The following is a 15,248-nucleotide window of genomic DNA, read 5'->3' as shown; positions in this document are numbered from 1 at the left end:
TTTTGAGGGTGCGGAGAATACGTCAGGGCGTGACGTTATTTAAGCAACTGTCCCCATTTTTCCACCCACGGAATCGCAACGGTTTCCGGCTCTGCAGTTTCCATCGCATCAATTTCCAGCATTTCGCCAATGCGCGACGCACCCTGCTCCTGCAATAAATCATCCAGTTTATGCCCGCCACCACAGAAATGATCGTAGCTGATATCACCCAGCGCAATCATACCGTAACGCAACTCCGGCTGATAACCGACAGTATCGCGGATGGCAACATATAACGGCGCGATATTGTCCGGTAAATCGCCCTGACCGGTAGTGGACGTCACAATCAGCACAAAATGATGGCGATAATACTGCCAGGCTTCCAGCGTGCCTTCCTCGAACAATTTCACCTCATGCCCCTGGCCTTTCAGCACGGTTTCCGCTTCTTCTGCCACCAGTAACGCATTGCCGTATACCGTACCGACAAAAATTCCGACTTCTGCCATGGGATTCACTCCTGTGTGAGGCCAATATTTCAATCAAAGGACTTAAATTTGTGGACTATCCTGACCGTAAGTTTCCGCAAACTCAACCCTTTCAAGCTGAGGGATTTTTCCCTGCCAGCCAAACTGCGTCACCACATTTTGCCAGCGATGATCCCAGCGCGCATGTAATGACAATAATTCTCCGGTCACCGGATGCGGCAGTTGCATATGGCTGGCGTGCAGCATCAGTCCTGAACAACCAAAATGCTGCGCCATGCCACGGTTTTGCTTTAAATCTCCGTGCGCGCTGTCACCGATAATCGGGTGGCGCAAATGCGACATATGCCGGCGCAACTGATGCTTGCGACCGGTTTCCGGTTTCAGTTCTACCAGGCTATAACGCGCCGTATCGTAACGACCGATAGCCACCGGCATTTCAACCTGAGCCAGGACGCGATAATGCGTGACGGCAGGCTGTGGCGCTTTATCCGGACTGGCAAATTTATCAGCGATTTTATCAAGCTCTTCAGTCAGCGCGTAATCGAGCGTACCGTCTTGCGGCACATATCCGCGAACCACCGCGTGATATACCTTGCTCATCTGATTATTTTCAAACTGCTGAGACAGCAAACGCGCCACCTCGCTGGACAGCGCCAGCAGCAACACACCGGATGTCGGCTTATCCAGCCGGTGAACCGTAAACACATGCTGACCAATCTGATCACGCAATGTTTGCATCACAAACACCGTTTCATGGCGATCCAGCCAGCTGCGGTGCACCAACATGCCCGCCGGTTTATTCACTGCGATCAGATATTCGTCCTGATACAAAATTTCCAGCATGTCAGTCTTCTATGTTCAGCAAATCGTCGAGGCGTTGCAACTGAGCCAGCAAACGTATTGCTTCAGGCATTGCCACTTCAAAATAAGGGGTGATAGCAAAACGGGTTGGCAAGGGCGCCTGGGCCTCAAGCAACGCGTACATACGGGGAACCAGTACCCATTGCAGCCATTGTTCAGCAGACAGGGTATCCACTGAAAACGGTTCTTTGCTTTCAAAGGCTTCCGCTTCCGGCGGCGTGGCATGCCACAATTTATCATCACGCATGACCTGTTCGATATCTTCTAAAATCTGGCGAACCTGGTTTTCTGTATTCATCAATGCCTCTCTTCGTTCATGGCCCCGGGCAGCCTACGCCGGGCGGCGCAAAGCATAACATTGAAGGACTGATGCCCCAACTTTCTGCATCGTAACCAATTTAACTATTCAGCCATAAGTTTTTCGTGGTAGCGATAAACGCCCGATACGGGCAAACTACCGCCACTTTTTTCTTTACAGATGTGTCCACATGTCCGCACAACACACTCAGAAAGCCCATGCAACACCCGCCAAAGCGATGCTGGCCTCCGTGACCGGGTACGCCATGGATGGTTTCGATTTACTGATCCTCGGCTTCATGCTCCCGGCCATCACTCACGAATTTAGCCTGTCGTCCTCACAAAGTGGTTCACTGGTCACCTGGACCCTGATTGGCGCCGTACTTGGCGGCGTGATTTTCGGGCCAATCAGCGATCGTTTCGGCCGCATCCGTGTACTGACCTTCACCATTGGGATGTTCTCCCTGTTCACCGGTTTATGCGCTTTCGCACAAGGCTACTGGGATTTGCTGGTCTATCGCACATTGGCCGGTGTCGGGCTGGGTGGCGAATTTGGTATTGGCATGGCGCTGATTGCAGAAGCCTGGCCCGCTGAAAAGCGTAACCGCGCCTCGGCTTACGTGGGTATGGGCTGGCAACTGGGCGTGTTAATGGCAGCCTTCCTGACGCCACTGCTGCTCGGGATTATCGGCTGGCGTGGCATGTTCCTGGTCGGTCTGCTGCCGGCACTGGCCTCTTTCCTCATACGCCGTACAATGGGCGAACCGGAAGCCTTTGTAAAAAACGCCCAGACCCGCAACGACGGCACGCTGTTTAGCCGTATCAGGCTACTGTTCCGTGATAAAGCCACCACCAAAGCCAGCATCGGCATTCTGATCTTATGTTCTGTTCAGAACTTTGGTTATTACGGTCTGATGATCTGGATGCCAAGTTATCTGTCGAAAAACTTTGGCTTCTCACTGACCAAATCTGGGCTGTGGACTGCTGTGACCGTTGTCGGTATGACCTTCGGCATCTGGCTGTTCGGCATGCTGTCCGACCGTTTCCCTCGCTGGAAAATCTTTCTGATTTATCAGATTGGCGCTGTTGTGATGGTGTTATGTTACGCACAGTTAACTGACCCGACGCTGATGTTGTTCGCAGGTGCGCTGATGGGGATGTTCGTGAATGGCATGATTGGGGGTTACGGCGGCCTTATTTCCGATCTCTATCCGGTGCGTGTCAGGGCGACGGCGCAGAATCTGTTATTTAATCTCGGGCGCGGCGTCGGCGGTTTTGGCCCGCTGGTGATCGGAATACTCGTAGCACAGGTGTCATTTACCGCAGCAATTACGTTGCTGGCGGCGATTTATCTGCTGGATATTTTTGCCACCCTATTTCTGCTGCCGAAAAAACAGGGGCAGGATGATGTGTTAGGGGCGATTGGCTGAGTCAGTGGCTGGCGCTTCCGGCGGAATAGAAGCGTTTAACGAGGCAATATCTATATCTATCATTAAAAAGTTGGGGGCACTGTTTTCACAGTGCCCCCGGTTCGTTTTATAGCAATCCAGCTACCTCAGTGCTCCCTGCTCAATCCCTGAAAACTTTTCCTGTGGTTATCCTAACCGGCTATCCTTTGCATCGTCCCACTTTCATCCTGACGGGCTATCCTAAATCATCCTGACTAAAGTCCCTTGGTCATCTGTGACCCGCTCAGCTTCCTTTGTGAGCTCTCTTCTCCGTCCTGGAGGTGTCCCTGGTTTCGTCCTGAAACATCCTGGCATAATCCGATGCCGTCCTGACTCTTCCTGAGCCGTCCCCTTCTTTTATGAATCAGCCATCATCCTGATGTTCTGCTTCATGCTTCCTTAGTGCACAACTAGAATCGTTGATTTCGCGCTTCCGGGCAAGACAGGCTGTAAGCCAAAATCAGGCCAGGTAAGCCATGCTACAAACGATTCTGCTTTTAACTTATTGATTATAAAAATTATAAGTATTTTTATCGCAAACTTACTAAGTCAAATTAACGAGATCTCTTACAGGCTTTGTGAGATATCTCTCACACGCTTGTGAGCCATTTATGCTCTGCGGGGCGGAGTTTCAGATCATGATCAGGCGGGATAAACCGGGGTCAGCATTGTAAGGAATTCTGATAGCGATGGCGAGAGCAGCGTTCGTTTTTTACTGCCGAACTGTTCCAGCACGACATTACCGGTCACATTGCATAACGACACCATATCCAGCTCGGAATCTGTAGTCGCCAGGAAAACTGTTGGCGTCAGTTTCAGCCGCTTTTGGGTAACCAGATGCCCGATCAGATTTTCCTGCAAACGGGTGAAATCTTCCTGGCTCCAGACCTGCAACAGCGTCAGCGGATTTCCCTGCCAGCTGGCGGCCATATCCCCTGCATACTGCGTTGTGTAAAACTCATGAGCCTCAGAACGCAGTTGTAACTCCAGCGCCCGCTCCACATTTTGCAACGTCGCGTCAGGTGTAAATGTCTGCGTCAGCCAGAAAACTTTTTCATCTTCGGTTTTGATCACGCACGGCGAATCAACACCAAAAAGGGCTTCGCTGGCGGGTGGCATGCCGGTTTCCTCCTGCCAGAGTTCGACATAACGCTGAGTAAATCCTCGCAATGCTACAGAAACTTCAGACTCCATAATTCTCTCATCTTCCGGTAAGGCTGGGGTAAACTAGGGGATTATTTTCTATTGTACCTATTTCGTAAGGTGACAGCATGCCCTCATATCAGGATAACCCCGCACTGGCGCAACTGACGCTGGGCAAAAGCACGGCTTATGTCGATCAGTACGACGCCTCTTTATTGCAGGCTGTTCCGCGCAGCATGAACCGGGAGCCGCTGGGCCTCTATCCGGATAACTTACCCTTTCATGGCGCAGATATCTGGACGCTATATGAATTGTCCTGGCTGAATGCCAAAGGCCTGCCGCAGGTTGCCGTGGGTGAAATCAGTCTGAATGCCAACAGTCAGAATCTGATCGAATCCAAAAGTTTCAAACTCTATCTGAACAGTTTCAATCAGACCGTTTTCCCGGACTGGCAGGCGGTGCAGGAAACACTGACTCGTGATTTAAGTGCCTGCGCGCAAGGCGAAGCCACGGTAACCGTCAGCCGCCTGTCTGAGATTGAAGGTTCACCTGTCGGACATTTTGACGGTGTTTGCATTGATGAACAGGACATTGAAATCGACAGCTATGAGTTCAGCACCGATTATCTGGCCGGTGCCAAAGGCGACGAGATGGTTGAGGAATCGCTGGTCAGCCATTTGCTGAAATCCAACTGTCTGATCACCCATCAGCCTGACTGGGGTTCCGTTCAGATCCACTATCGTGGCCAGAAAATTGATCGTGAAGCACTACTGCGTTACCTGGTTTCTTTCCGCCATCATAACGAATTTCACGAACAGTGCGTTGAACGCATCTTCAATGATCTGCTGCGTTTCTGCCAGCCGGAAAAGCTTGCCGTTTATGCGCGCTATACACGCCGCGGCGGTCTGGACATCAATCCATGGAGATCCAACTTCCCGTTTGAACCTGCAACGGCAAGACTTGTCAGACAATAATGCGAGACGTTGCTCAAGAACTGAGCTAACGCTCTGTCAGCATTGGTAAAAGCCTGATGGCGGGGTTACTGTTAAATCGCATACGGCGCAAAAAACATGATCCGAAAATCATGCGTCGCAATCAGGTAGCAGAAAGAATCACTGCACCCGTTGGTGTCAAGGAGCAACTTTGATTACACATATCAGCCCGTTAGGCTCAATGGATTTGTTGTCACAGCTGGAAGTTGACATGCTCAAACGTACAGCGAGCAGCGACCTCTACCGTCTTTTCAGAAATTGTTCACTGGCCGTGCTTAACAGCGGCAGCCAGACTGACAGCAGTAAAGAACTTCTCGACCGTTACGAAAGCTTTGATATCAATGTGCTGCGCAGAGAGCGTGGCGTAAAACTCGAACTGGTAAACCCGCCGGAAGACGCTTTTGTTGATGGCAGGATTATCCGCTCACTCCAGGCCAATCTGTTTGCGGTCCTGCGGGATATCCTGTTCGTGAGCGGGCAAATCGACAATGCCGGTCGTTTTCAGAACCTGAATACTGAAAATTCAGCGCACCTGACCAACCTGGTGTTCTCTATCTTACGCAACGCCCGCGCCCTGCATCTGGATGAAGATCCGAACATGGTGGTGTGCTGGGGCGGACACTCAATCAATGAAATTGAATATCAGTATGCCCGCAACGTCGGCAGTCAGCTGGGTTTGCGCGAACTGAATATTTGTACCGGCTGTGGTCCGGGCGCAATGGAAGCACCGATGAAAGGTGCTGCCGTCGGCCATGCTCAACAACGCTACAAAGCGGGCCGTTTTATTGGCATGACAGAGCCGTCGATTATTGCCGCTGAGCCACCCAACCCCCTGGTCAACGAACTGATCATCATGCCGGATATCGAAAAACGGCTTGAGGCGTTCGTCCGTATTGCCCACGGGATCATTATCTTCCCGGGCGGTGTAGGTACCGCTGAGGAATTGCTGTATCTGCTTGGTATTCTGATGGATCCGGAAAATAGCGATCAGGTTTTACCGCTGATCCTCACCGGTCCGAAAGAAAGCGCCGATTACTTCCACGTTCTCGATGCCTTCATTAAAGAAACGCTGGGTGAAGAGGCCTGCAAGTTCTACACCATCATCATCGACGATCCGACAGAAGTCGCCCGCCAGATGAAACGCGCCATGCCGCTGGTGAAAGAAAACCGTCGTAACAGCGGTGATGCCTACAGTTTCAACTGGTCGATTCGCATTGCGCCCGATTTGCAGCATCCGTTCGAGCCAAACCATGAAAACATGGCGAACCTGAATCTTTATCCGAACCAGCCACCGCAGGAACTGGCCGCTGCACTGCGCCGCGCCTTCTCCGGTATTGTGGCGGGTAACGTGAAAGAATTTGGAATTCAGGCTATCGAAAAACACGGCCGCTTCAAGCTGCACGGCGATCCGGCATTAATGAAAAAAATGGACAGCCTGCTGCAAGGTTTCGTCGCACAGCACCGCATGAAATTGCCGGGCAGCGCCTATATTCCTTGCTATGAGATTTGTGCCTGATTTACCGGCCACACTTCGAAAGCAGATCTAAGGGCGACGTGAGTCGCCTTTATTATGGAGATTATCATGGCTATACATCTGCTGATTATCGATGCCCTGAACCTGATCCGCCGTATTCATGCGGTTCAGGGGTCGCCTTGTCTGATGACATGCCAAAACGCCATCGGCCAGCTGATTCAGCATACACAGCCCACACATGCCGTGGCCGTATTTGACGAAGATGACCGGGCAGACAGCTGGCGTCATCAGTGTCTGCCAGACTACAAAGCCGGGCGCTCACCGATGCCCGATAACCTGTTTGCGGAAATGCCCAGTCTGAAGGCCGGTTTTGAAGCGCAGGGGATCGCCTGCTGGCATTCTGCGGGTAATGAAGCGGACGATCTGGCGGCAACGCTTGCAGTCAAAGTGTCATCCGGTGGCCATCAGGTCACCATCGTTTCAACTGATAAAGGCTATTGCCAGCTGCTGGCACCGAATATTCAGATCCGCGATTACTTTCAGAAACGCTGGCTGGATATGCCTTTTGTGCAGGATACGTTTGGCGTATTGCCTCAGCAACTCACCGATTACTGGGGTCTCGCCGGGATCAGCAGCAGTAAAATTCCGGGTGTACCGGGAATTGGCCCGAAAACAGCGGTGACATTACTGAAACAGACCGGTTCGCTGGACGAGATTTACGACAATCTGGAGGGTGTGCCGGAAAAATGGCGTAACAAGCTTGAAGAGCATCGTGAACTGGCATATGCCTGCAAACGGGTTTCGACGCTGCAAACCGACGTCGTCCTGGACGGCAACTTACAGCAACTGCGCCTGCCATAAAATGGGGGTAAAAAGGCGCTTCTTATTAAGAAACGCCATAACCAGATACTCAAAATAATTCGAGTTGCAGGAAGGCAGCAAGTAAGTGAATCCCGATGAGCTTACATGAGTAAGTGATTCGGGTGAGCACATGCAGCCAACGCATCAGCAACTCGAAGTATGACGAGTATCAGCGATCACGCTCGTCGCGGCGCCCGCCAATAGCCGACCAGAAACGGCGGATATGTACGGTGACTTCTTCACGATCGTGATAAAGCTGTTTCGCAAAGATCTCGGCATTCACGCCATTTTCTTTCAGACGTTCGTCGATGCGCTCAAGAATGTTAGAGACTTCTTCGTAGCGCTTTTTCATCGGCAACTTAAGATTGAAGATTGCCTCACGACACCAGCCATTGACCAGCCAGTCACACATGAGTGCAGCCACTTTCGCCGGTTTTTCGACCATGTCACACACCAGCCAGTAATTCTTGGTACTGGTGGATTTATAACGAAAGCCGTCTTCACGCAGATGAATAACCTGACCGGTTTCCATCAGGCTTGGCGCCATCGGACCGTTGTCGACTGCCGTGACCATCATGCTGCGTTGTGTCAGCTGATAGGTCCACCCGCCCGGACAAGCCCCTAAATCGACCGCGTACATGCCACTTGCCAGCCGTTCATCCCACTCATCAGCCGGAATAAAGACATGGAAAGCCTCTTCAAGTTTCAGCGTCGAGCGGCTTGGCGCTTCGGAAGGGAACTTAAGGCGCGGGATACCCATATAAAACGGTGAATTGTTATTGCTGTAGGAATACCCCACATAACAGCACCCCGGCGCGATAAAGAACACATGCACGACCGGACGCAGCGCATTTTCTTTTTTGCCCAGAACCTTGCATTCGCGCATCGCAGAACGCAGCGGCACCGTCAGTTTGCGACAGAACTTGGTCAGCTCTTTACTTTCATTAGTATCCGGCACTTCAACGCGAAGTTCTCCCCCGTTGGTGATCACGTTCTGGACCATCCCGACGATCGGAGAAACACGATCTTCCGGCGGTAAATCTTTGAGTAATTCACCTACCACAATTAACTGACGGGCAAAAATCAGCTCACGGAAAGGCAGTTCTTTAGCGATGCGGTCAGCATCATCAGGCTGATAACATTCAAATAATACATAACCGCTGTTTTCTTTGACGCGGGCAAAACCGAAGATTTCCATCTTTGCGGCTTTATCGGTAATTTCTGCTGCGCATTCTTTTTCAAAACCCTGACGGCAGTAGAGAGCAACTTTATTCATGGCGTTCGGCCTTTTTCTTCAGGCGCAATGCGCCGATCAACAACAAAATCCAACCGACCAGAAACATGGTACCGCCAATCGGAGTTACAAAAACGAATAAACGGAGGTGTGACAGCGCAAGGCAATAAAGGCTGCCGCTGAATAAAACGGTTCCCAGCGCTAAAAAGGCGCTGCTCCAGTAGAACCACACATTGCGCTGGCGTTGCATCGCAACACCCAGAATCATTATCGCAAGCGTATGTATACTTTGATAAGTTAAGCCGGTATGGATCCACGTCATTTCGGCTTCGCCAAGCGACTGGCTCAATACGTGTGCGCCAAAAGCACCGAAAGCGACGTAAATAAAACCGCTGATCGCGGCGAAAATCAACATTGCACGACTGGTCATTATGCGATACCCGTTATCGTTATTTGCCGATGAAAATCCTGATTAACCCATCTCATCAGCAGACTCACGGTTTCTATCCCCGGCGATCAGGCCTCATGCCTGATCGAAACGAAAGCGCAGTTTTTCCTGCTCGCTGGCTGCACGCGCGAGGATCCACTGACGAAAGGCGGCTATTTTACCCAGTTCTGCCTGACTGTCATGACAAACCAGATAAAAAGCATTTTTACTGATTAAAACTTCACTGAACGGACACACCAGACGTCCGGCCTCAATTTCGGTCTGCGCCATAACATTATTGACCAACGCAATACCCTGACCGTGGACGGCAGCCTGAACCACCATCGCACTGTGGCTGAAGATAGGTCCCTGCTGCACGTTCACGTGTTGTAACCCAAGCTGTTTGGTGTACGCCAGCCAGTCGCGACGGGAAGCATCGTGCAGCAAGGTATGATGGCTTAAATCGGCGGGTTCCTTCAGCGGATTATCCCCCATCAGCAATGAAGGGGAGCAGACCGGCAGTAAATATTCCGCATACAATCGCTCTGCCCGCAGCCCCGGCCAGTTACCCCGACCGTGGAATATGGCGACGTCAACATCGTCGGCCAATTTATCTTCTTCACGGTCCACTGCCTGGATACGCACATCAATGCCCGGATAAGCTGAGTTAAAGCCAGACAACCGTGGCACCAGCCATTGAATCGCAAAACTTGGCGGCAAACTGACGGTCAGCGCGCCTTTGGCACTGCGTGCCTGAAGTTTACGCGTGGCTTCATTGAGAGCAGAAAATATCTCTTTAATATCCAGATAATAACTCTGCCCTTCTTCGCTCAGTAACAAAGAGCGATTGCGTCGGCGAAACAGCTTTAGCCCTAAAAAGTCCTCAAGGGACTTAATCTGGTGGCTAACCGCGGCTTGCGTGACAAATAATTCCTCGGCAGCCTTAGTAAAACTAAGGTGGCGCGCTGCGGCATCAAATACCCGCAAAGAGTTCAGAGGCGGTAAACGTTTTGACATAGAATGGATACTTCTTATTCGCCGGTTAGCGGGACGCCTGTCCGTAGGTTTTGGTATTAGTTTTTTTAATCCGAGACATTATAATTTGTCCGTTGAGGATGTACAGGCAAAAACCTATAGTGGCGCCACTTCCTGAGCCGGAACGAAAAGTAAATTGGTATGAGGATGCTGAGATACTTTTGGCTTGTGGTTGTGATGTTGTGTTTGCAATTGTCTGGCAATCCAGACGCGTAGCGTAAATGCTACTCACTTTTCACTTCCTGTACATTACCCTGTCTGTCCAAAGTGATTTTTTAGCACCGCAATTTGCGGTGCTTTTTTTTGCCCTTTTTACTGCAAAAGGGCCGCAAAGAAAGCACAATGCGGTACAAAGGCGAGCGCATAATGTGACAAAACCGGCCTCATCGCAAGAGGGGCCGGTTTTGTCATAAAGCAACGTGTGAGGTTACCTGAGCGACTGGTTCAAGGTATTCACGTCAGGGATCAATTCCCTTCTGCCATTTCTTTGATTTCAGATTTATTGATCTGCTGCTTGTTGCCATACGCATCGGTATAACTGATCATACCGGTATCACTGTCCGTGCTAGGTTTGCCTTCAGCAACAATGGTACGGCCATCATTGGTATGCATCACATAGTTGCTCGAACAGGCGGCAAGTGTTGTCGTCAGCAGTGCAGCTGAAATTACGGCGGCGATCTTCTTCATCTTAGACTCCTTGCAGATTAATATGCTTCAAATTCCTGGTAGGACTCCAGGCTAATGCTTCTAGTCTTCGTAATTCAGCATAACAAACCTCTGATAAATTTCCAGGTAACCATTCCTAAAATGAATAAGCGGCGGCTATTACAGATAAAACTGTATTCTTTCACTCAGGCCGAAGGATCTGATTTCGTATGACTGATTTTAACCCCCGGGATTTTCGTCAACAGTTTCCTGCGCTGTCTCAGGGACAATGTTATCTAGACAGCGCTGCCACGGCGCTGAAGCCACAGGCGGTGATCGAGGCCACCCTGAATTTCTACTCGCAGGAAGGAGCCACCGTTCACCGTAGTCAGCATCATGCGGCACAAACCCTCACAGATCACTACGAGCAGGCCAGAATGCTGGTGGCGCAGTGGATTAACGCCCCGCGTCCTGAAAATATCGTCTGGACGCGGGGGACCACAGAGTCCGTCAATATGGTCGCGCAAGGCTGGCTGCGCCCGCGTTTACAGCCCGGCGACGAAATTATTGTCAGTCAGGCTGAACATCACGCCAACCTTATTCCGTGGCTGATGGTAGCTGAGCAGTGTCAGGCGCAGGTGATTACGTTGCCGGTGGATGAACACGGTATTGCGGATATCACCGCCCTCTCTGCCCTGCTGAACAATAAATCCCGCCTGCTGGCACTGACGCAAATGTCCAATGTCACCGGTGGCATGCCCGATATAGCCCGCGCCATTGCGCTGGCACACGCTAACGGCACCGTCGTTCTGATCGATGGCGCGCAAGGCGTTGTTCATTGCCCGCCAGACGTACAACAACTCGATATCGACTTTTACGCCTTCTCCGGCCATAAGCTGTACGGGCCGACAGGCATCGGCGTGTTATATGGCAAAACTGAATTACTCGAGAATATGGCCCCCTGGCAAGGCGGCGGCAAAATGCTGACTCAGGCCTCCATGACCGGTTTTACCCCGCAGGCTGTTCCTCACCGCTTCGAAGCGGGTACGCCCAACATTGCCGGTGTAATCGGCATGTCAGCAGCCCTGAAATGGTTAACAACCGTTGATCTGCACGCCGCGGAGAAATATACGCAAAATCTGGCGAATCTGGCTGAAGAACAACTTAAACAGATTGACGGTTTCCGCAGCTTCCGCTGTCAAAATTCATCCGTTCTGGCATTCGATATCGCCGGTGTGCATCACAGCGATCTGGTGGCATTGCTGGCTGAACAGGCCATTGCCGTGCGCGCCGGACAGCATTGCGCCCAGCCATTGATGGACGCTCTGGGCATCAGCGGAACATTACGGGCCTCATTTGCGCCGTATAATAATGAACAGGACGTTATGCGGCTGGTCAGCGCGGTAGAATATGCCCTCGACCTGTTAGCCGGTTAATTCATTTTTTTTGAGGAATACCATGTTAGCGCCACATCCTTTTGGCCATGAGATCACCGAAAACTCCCTGACCGAAAAATTCGCGTCATTCCGCCAGTGGGAAGATCGTTACCGCCAGTTAATTTTGCTGGCGAAATCTTTACCGCCGCTGGATATATCGCTGAAAACGCCCGAAAATGAGCTGAGTGGTTGCGAAAACCGTGTCTGGCTGGGCGCAGAAAAAACGGAGAATGGAACGATGCATTTCTATGGCGACAGCGAAGGGCGGATCGTTAAAGGTCTGCTGGCAGTGCTGCTGACTGCCGTGGAAGGTAAAACGCCGGCAGAGATTCTGATGCGGGATCCGCTGATGCTATTTGATGTATTGGGGTTGCGTGAGCAACTCAGTACCAGCCGTTCCAGCGGACTTAATGCGCTGGCAGAAGGCGTAATCACCCTCGCCCGTCAGGCTGCCTGAGCCTGACGCTGTGCTTTAGCCATCATTTTCTTCAGTACGTGGGATACCGCGACAAAACCAAACGTCGCGGTCACCATCGTCGCAGCACCGAAACCAGACGCGCAATCCATGCGTTTAACGCCTTCTGCGCTTGCCTTTGCAGCACATACTGTGCCATCAGCCTGCGGGTACATCAGCGGTTCGCTGGAAAATACACAGTCGATCCCAAGCTTACCTTTGCTGTTCTTCACCACGTTGAAATCATTTTTCAGACGTTCACGCAGTTTTGCCGCCAGCGGATCCTGAATTGTTTTCGCCAGATCCACCACGGAAATTTGGGTCGGATCAATTTGTCCGCCCGCCCCGCCTGTGGTCACCACCGGGATTTTAAAACGACGGCAATAGGCCAGCAGCGCAGCTTTAGGCCGGACGCTGTCAATAGCATCAATCACATAGCTAAAACCCTGATCAAGCATCTCAGCCACGTTACCGGGCGTAATAAAATCATCGATACAGGTGACTTTGCATTCCGGATTAATCGCCAGAATACGCTGTGCCATGATTTCCGTTTTTGCCTGCCCGACATTTTCACGCAACGCATGGATTTGACGGTTGGTATTGGTCACGCAAACATCATCCATATCAATCAAGGTGATCGCGCCAATGCCGGTGCGGGCCAGCGCTTCCGCCGCCCAGGAACCCACTCCGCCAATACCGATCACACAGACATGCGCCTGCGAGAACAACTCCAGCGATTGCTGACCATAAAGCCGGGCAGTTCCGCCAAAACGTTGCTGATAAGCGTCGGAGTAAGTAGCTGTCATGAAAAAATAAACCTCAGTGCGTTCGTAAACTTTGTCGTTTGAAATATTAACGGGTGAAAACTAGTTGGACGGCGCGTATGCCGTAAACAGCGGCTTGCCGTTCTGCGCTGATTTTAACACCCAGACGCGACCATAGTGATTATAAAATCCGGCTGAATGCCCGGCATCAGGGCCAATTCCCTGATACATATCGAAATGTTGTCCTTTAATCGCACCACCGACATCCAGTGCCACCATCAGACGCATATGATATTTACCGGTGAACTTGCCTTTATCGTTAAGCTCAGGCACTTCCGCCAGTAATGTTGTTCCTGCCGGGATCAGTGAACGGTCAGAAGCCACAGAGGCTTTGGCAATCAGCGGCACACCGCTGGCACCACGAACCGGAGCAAAAGGCTCTGGTTTGAAGAAAACGAATGACGGATTCTGCTCCAGCAATTCACGCACTTGTGCCGGTGTGTGGGTGTCCGCCCACTGGCGGATCGCCTGCATCGACATATTTTCGCGCGCCACTTCCCCACGATCAATCAACACTTTGCCGATGCTGCGGTAGGCATGGCCGTTTTTACCGGCATATCCGAAGAACATGAACGGGCGCCCGTCGCCGTAATCGACATAACCGCTGCCCTGCACTTCCATCATAAAGTTATCCATCAGGGAATTAGTCCAGGCAACCACGTAGTTATCGCTCAGTGCACCGGAATAAATTGAGGCACGATCAGGCAGACGGCCGCGTTTTGGCGGCATACGATAAAGCGGATACTGGAATTCACCCTGACGGGTGTAGCGCGCCTGCACCACCGGCGTGTAATAGCCGGTCAGTTGCACATTACCAAAATTGTCAGCACCTTCCATCTGATACGCGCTGATGCCGTACTGGCTAAGGTTGCGGGTATCAGCCCCGGAGCGCAGCCATTGTTCGACAGCCTGGAATGTTGTGTTATTACGACCATATAAAGAAGAAGAGGCAATTTGTACCGCGGCGACCTGATTAGAGTAATCCAGCGCATTCACTGGTTTGCCTGTGGCATTCGGCTCATTCACATATTCGAGTGCATTATCCAGACGGCCATCTTTGTACTGCTGGCCCCGGTCAGTAGGTCGCGAAGAACAACCCGCCAGCACCGCTAACACCAAACCACCCAGCAGATATTTACTCCAACGTCCTTTCATTATTGCCGCGCTCTCTTACTTTCAGGAAAATGACTGGCGAAACGATAACAAACGCCCTATCAGAAAGGAATTGCCACAGCCGAAAAAAGTGTACTGAGCCAAATTGAACATCAAACGGCAATTTTGTGGATAAAAAGCCAGCAACTAAGTGCTTTATTTGAATAAATTCAAAAAAGGGTTGCACGAAATCTCATGGGGAGTATAGTTCGCCTCCATCGGACGCGGGGTGGAGCAGCCTGGTAGCTCGTCGGGCTCATAACCCGAAGGTCGTCGGTTCAAATCCGGCCCCCGCAACCAATTCGATTTCGATGCATAAAATGCTCAGTTGAATTGTACGATGAATTAAAGCAGTATACGGACGCGGGGTGGAGCAGCCTGGTAGCTCGTCGGGCTCATAACCCGAAGGTCGTCGGTTCAAATCCGGCCCCCGCAACCAATTCGAGACCGATGCATGAAGATGCTCAGTTCGGATAAGGTGATGAAGTAAAGCTGTAAGAG

General features: G+C 51.4%; 16 protein-coding genes and 2 tRNA genes. 8 read left to right on the top strand and 10 right to left on the bottom strand.

The genetic code is table 11. From position 1 onward, the window contains the following. Positions 1 to 35: 35 nt before the first annotated feature. Genes J1785_RS12065 through J1785_RS12055 form a run of 3 tightly spaced genes read right to left on the bottom strand, consistent with a single transcriptional unit; the run spans position 36 to position 1,623 of the window. Positions 36 to 485 carry a flavodoxin gene (locus tag J1785_RS12065; protein WP_129954971.1) on the bottom strand — a complete coding sequence of 150 codons (450 nt, stop codon included), beginning with the start codon at positions 483 to 485 and terminating at the stop codon, positions 36 to 38. Positions 486 to 527: 42 nt separating this feature from the next. Beyond that, a complete protein-coding gene (truC, locus tag J1785_RS12060) occupies positions 528 to 1,307 on the bottom strand; it encodes a tRNA pseudouridine(65) synthase TruC (protein WP_129992056.1) in 780 nt (259 codons plus the stop codon). A gap of 1 nt (position 1,308) precedes the next feature. Next, positions 1,309 to 1,623, bottom strand: a complete 315-nt coding sequence (locus tag J1785_RS12055; RefSeq protein WP_129954969.1) for a YqcC family protein — start codon at positions 1,621 to 1,623, stop codon at positions 1,309 to 1,311. Positions 1,624 to 1,813: 190 nt separating this feature from the next. On the opposite strand from J1785_RS12055, the gene J1785_RS12050 reads away from it, so the two are divergent. Further along, the gene (locus J1785_RS12050; RefSeq protein WP_129954968.1) at positions 1,814 to 3,052 is read left to right on the top strand and encodes an MFS transporter; all 1,239 of its coding nucleotides are present in this window, start codon (positions 1,814 to 1,816) and stop codon (positions 3,050 to 3,052) included. Positions 3,053 to 3,712: 660 nt separating this feature from the next. Here J1785_RS12050 and syd read toward each other — a convergent pair. Next, a complete protein-coding gene (syd, locus tag J1785_RS12045) occupies positions 3,713 to 4,264 on the bottom strand; it encodes a SecY-interacting protein (protein ID WP_129954967.1) in 552 nt (183 codons plus the stop codon). Between the two features lie 77 nt (positions 4,265 to 4,341). On the opposite strand from syd, the gene queF reads away from it, so the two are divergent. From queF to xni, 3 genes are all read left to right on the top strand, one after another. Further along, complete coding sequence (queF, locus tag J1785_RS12040; RefSeq protein WP_217219484.1) at positions 4,342 to 5,187, top strand: NADPH-dependent 7-cyano-7-deazaguanine reductase QueF; 846 nt, start codon at positions 4,342 to 4,344, stop codon at positions 5,185 to 5,187. A 169-nt stretch (positions 5,188 to 5,356) separates the two neighbouring features. Beyond that, positions 5,357 to 6,721 carry a nucleotide 5'-monophosphate nucleosidase PpnN gene (gene ppnN, locus J1785_RS12035; protein ID WP_129954965.1) on the top strand — a complete coding sequence of 455 codons (1,365 nt, stop codon included), beginning with the start codon at positions 5,357 to 5,359 and terminating at the stop codon, positions 6,719 to 6,721. Positions 6,722 to 6,787: 66 nt separating this feature from the next. Then, positions 6,788 to 7,540: a flap endonuclease Xni gene (gene xni, locus J1785_RS12030; protein ID WP_129954964.1), complete on the top strand. Its 753-nt coding sequence runs from the start codon at positions 6,788 to 6,790 to the stop codon at positions 7,538 to 7,540. Between the two features lie 169 nt (positions 7,541 to 7,709). Here xni and rlmM read toward each other — a convergent pair whose 3' ends face one another. The 4 genes from rlmM to J1785_RS12010 form a co-directional block, all read right to left on the bottom strand. Beyond that, on the bottom strand, positions 7,710 to 8,816 hold the full coding sequence (gene rlmM / locus J1785_RS12025; RefSeq protein ID WP_015696079.1) for a 23S rRNA (cytidine(2498)-2'-O)-methyltransferase RlmM: 1,107 nt from the start codon (positions 8,814 to 8,816) through the stop codon (positions 7,710 to 7,712). Beyond that, positions 8,809 to 9,204 (bottom strand): DUF423 domain-containing protein, encoded by a 396-nt coding sequence (locus tag J1785_RS12020; RefSeq protein ID WP_129954963.1) that lies wholly within the window; start codon positions 9,202 to 9,204, stop codon positions 8,809 to 8,811. The genes rlmM and J1785_RS12020 overlap by 8 nt, the downstream gene beginning before the upstream one ends. 93 nt (positions 9,205 to 9,297) lie before the next feature. Then, complete coding sequence (locus tag J1785_RS12015) at positions 9,298 to 10,218, bottom strand: transcriptional regulator GcvA (RefSeq protein ID WP_129954962.1); 921 nt, start codon at positions 10,216 to 10,218, stop codon at positions 9,298 to 9,300. Positions 10,219 to 10,701: 483 nt separating this feature from the next. After that, positions 10,702 to 10,923, bottom strand: a complete 222-nt coding sequence (locus J1785_RS12010; protein WP_013574177.1) for a YgdI/YgdR family lipoprotein — start codon at positions 10,921 to 10,923, stop codon at positions 10,702 to 10,704. A 188-nt stretch (positions 10,924 to 11,111) separates the two neighbouring features. Here J1785_RS12010 and csdA point away from each other — a divergent pair, with 188 nt between their 5' ends. After that, positions 11,112 to 12,317, top strand: coding sequence for a cysteine desulfurase CsdA (csdA, locus tag J1785_RS12005; protein ID WP_129954961.1), 1,206 nt, complete (start codon positions 11,112 to 11,114; stop codon positions 12,315 to 12,317). 22 nt (positions 12,318 to 12,339) lie between these two features. Continuing rightward, positions 12,340 to 12,774 carry a cysteine desulfurase sulfur acceptor subunit CsdE gene (gene csdE, locus J1785_RS12000; protein WP_217137774.1) on the top strand — a complete coding sequence of 145 codons (435 nt, stop codon included), beginning with the start codon at positions 12,340 to 12,342 and terminating at the stop codon, positions 12,772 to 12,774. Here csdE and tcdA read toward each other — a convergent pair. Beyond that, on the bottom strand, positions 12,762 to 13,577 hold the full coding sequence (gene tcdA, locus J1785_RS11995) for a tRNA cyclic N6-threonylcarbamoyladenosine(37) synthase TcdA (protein ID WP_217219483.1): 816 nt from the start codon (positions 13,575 to 13,577) through the stop codon (positions 12,762 to 12,764). The two genes, csdE and tcdA, sit on opposite strands and share 13 nt — an antisense overlap. Before the next feature lie 60 nt (positions 13,578 to 13,637). Continuing rightward, positions 13,638 to 14,750, bottom strand: a complete 1,113-nt coding sequence (gene mltA / locus J1785_RS11990) for a murein transglycosylase A (RefSeq protein WP_129954958.1) — start codon at positions 14,748 to 14,750, stop codon at positions 13,638 to 13,640. Positions 14,751 to 14,970: 220 nt separating this feature from the next. On the opposite strand from mltA, the gene J1785_RS11985 reads away from it, so the two are divergent. Together J1785_RS11985 and J1785_RS11980 are read left to right on the top strand one after the other, a co-directional pair. After that, positions 14,971 to 15,047, top strand: a tRNA-Met gene (locus J1785_RS11985). Between the two features lie 62 nt (positions 15,048 to 15,109). Continuing rightward, positions 15,110 to 15,186, top strand: a tRNA-Met gene (locus tag J1785_RS11980). The last annotated feature ends 62 nt before the right edge of the window (positions 15,187 to 15,248 follow it).

This window comes from Rahnella perminowiae (assembly GCF_019049755.1).
Lineage (GTDB): Bacteria > Pseudomonadota > Gammaproteobacteria > Enterobacterales > Enterobacteriaceae > Rahnella > Rahnella perminowiae.
The sequence above is the reverse complement of the archived record's forward strand: the minus strand, read 5'-3'. Positions and strand labels throughout refer to the sequence as shown.

Coding starts and splice junctions, on each gene's coding strand:
- J1785_RS12020 (WP_129954963.1), bottom strand. CDS start 9,204: ATGACCAGTCGTGCAATGTTGATTTTCGCCGCGATCAGCGGTTTTATT.
- truC (WP_129992056.1), bottom strand. CDS start 1,307: ATGCTGGAAATTTTGTATCAGGACGAATATCTGATCGCAGTGAATAAA.
- xni (WP_129954964.1), top strand. CDS start 6,788: ATGGCTATACATCTGCTGATTATCGATGCCCTGAACCTGATCCGCCGT.
- J1785_RS12050 (WP_129954968.1), top strand. CDS start 1,814: ATGTCCGCACAACACACTCAGAAAGCCCATGCAACACCCGCCAAAGCG.
- csdE (WP_217137774.1), top strand. CDS start 12,340: ATGTTAGCGCCACATCCTTTTGGCCATGAGATCACCGAAAACTCCCTG.
- csdA (WP_129954961.1), top strand. CDS start 11,112: ATGACTGATTTTAACCCCCGGGATTTTCGTCAACAGTTTCCTGCGCTG.
- mltA (WP_129954958.1), bottom strand. CDS start 14,750: ATGAAAGGACGTTGGAGTAAATATCTGCTGGGTGGTTTGGTGTTAGCG.
- tcdA (WP_217219483.1), bottom strand. CDS start 13,577: ATGACAGCTACTTACTCCGACGCTTATCAGCAACGTTTTGGCGGAACT.
- syd (WP_129954967.1), bottom strand. CDS start 4,264: ATGGAGTCTGAAGTTTCTGTAGCATTGCGAGGATTTACTCAGCGTTAT.
- J1785_RS12055 (WP_129954969.1), bottom strand. CDS start 1,623: ATGAATACAGAAAACCAGGTTCGCCAGATTTTAGAAGATATCGAACAG.
- J1785_RS12010 (WP_013574177.1), bottom strand. CDS start 10,923: ATGAAGAAGATCGCCGCCGTAATTTCAGCTGCACTGCTGACGACAACA.
- rlmM (WP_015696079.1), bottom strand. CDS start 8,816: ATGAATAAAGTTGCTCTCTACTGCCGTCAGGGTTTTGAAAAAGAATGC.
- queF (WP_217219484.1), top strand. CDS start 4,342: ATGCCCTCATATCAGGATAACCCCGCACTGGCGCAACTGACGCTGGGC.
- J1785_RS12065 (WP_129954971.1), bottom strand. CDS start 485: ATGGCAGAAGTCGGAATTTTTGTCGGTACGGTATACGGCAATGCGTTA.
- J1785_RS12015 (WP_129954962.1), bottom strand. CDS start 10,218: ATGTCAAAACGTTTACCGCCTCTGAACTCTTTGCGGGTATTTGATGCC.